The organism is Kitasatospora sp. NPDC091257 (assembly GCF_044757675.1).
GTDB lineage: Bacteria > Actinomycetota > Actinomycetes > Streptomycetales > Streptomycetaceae > Kitasatospora > Kitasatospora lactacystinica.
In genome coordinates this window covers 1-1074 of the sequence record NZ_JBIVVI010001879.1, presented here as the reverse complement: position 1 = coordinate 1074, position 1074 = coordinate 1, and the positions used below count along the sequence as shown (strand labels likewise).

Below are 1074 nucleotides of genomic sequence, written 5' to 3'. Positions count from 1 at the left end.
GGGAGATCCACATCGGTGGGGTCGGCGTCACCCGCGGGTACGCCAACCGGCCGGGGCTGACCGCCGAGCGCTTCGTGCCGGATCCCTTCGGTGCGGCCGGCGGCCGGCTGTACCGGACCGGCGACCTGGCGCGGTACCTGCCGGACGGCAGCCTCGTCTTCCTCGGCCGCACCGACGAGCAGGTGAAGATCCGGGGATACCGGATCGAGCTGGGCGAGATCGAGGCCGCGCTGTGCGCGCAGCCCGGTGTCGCCAGGGCCGCGGTGACGGTGCGCGGCGGCGGGACGGACGCCGAACTGGCCGGCTACCTGGTGTGGCAGGACCGGCCCGGTGACCTGGGGGACCTGCGGCGCTCCCTGCGCGAGACCCTGCCCGAGTTCATGGTGCCGACGACGCTGACCGCACTCGACCGGATCCCGTTGACCACCAACGGCAAGGTGGACCGCGGGGCCCTGCCCGCGCCCGCCCGCCACGGCCACGAGGCGGGCGCGCTACCGCCGCGGGACCTGCCGGAACTCCTGATGACCGGGATCTGGGAGCGTGTGCTGGACACCCCGCGGGTCGGCGTCCGGGACGACTTCTTCGCGCTGGGCGGGCACTCCCTCAGGGCGGTCGAGCTGGTGGAGGCGATCCGGCGGGAGTGGGGGGTCACCGTGCCGCTGAACACGGTGTTCCGCCATCCCACCGTCGAGGGCCTGTGCGCGGAACTGCCCCACGCGTCGCGGGCCCTGCGCCGGCTCGTCGTCCCGCTGGCCGAAGGGGACCGCCGCCGGGCGCCGCTGATCCTGGTGCACCCGCAGAGCGGCGACGTGTGCTCCTTCCTCCACCTGGCCGGACAGCTCACCGGGCGCCTCGCCGAATCCCCTGCGGGCGGCCGGCCCGTCCACGGCCTGGAGGCCGTCGGCTACAACACCGACGAGCCGCCCCTGGCCACCGTGGAGGAGCAGGCGCAGCGCTACCTGCGGGAGCTGCGGTCCGTCCTGCCCGACGGCCCGTACCTGCTGGCCGGCTGGTCCTTCGGCGGGCTGGTCGCCTTCGAGATGGCCCGCCTGCTGGAGGAACAGGGGAACCCCC

The 1074-nt window shown here is 74.9% G+C and carries 1 protein-coding gene; it reads left to right on the top strand.

All coding sequences use genetic code 11. The features are described 5' to 3' along the window. Positions 1 to 1074, top strand: a 1074-nt coding sequence (locus ACIQOV_RS42635) for a thioesterase domain-containing protein (RefSeq protein ID WP_401056663.1), incomplete at both ends; no start/stop codon positions are given.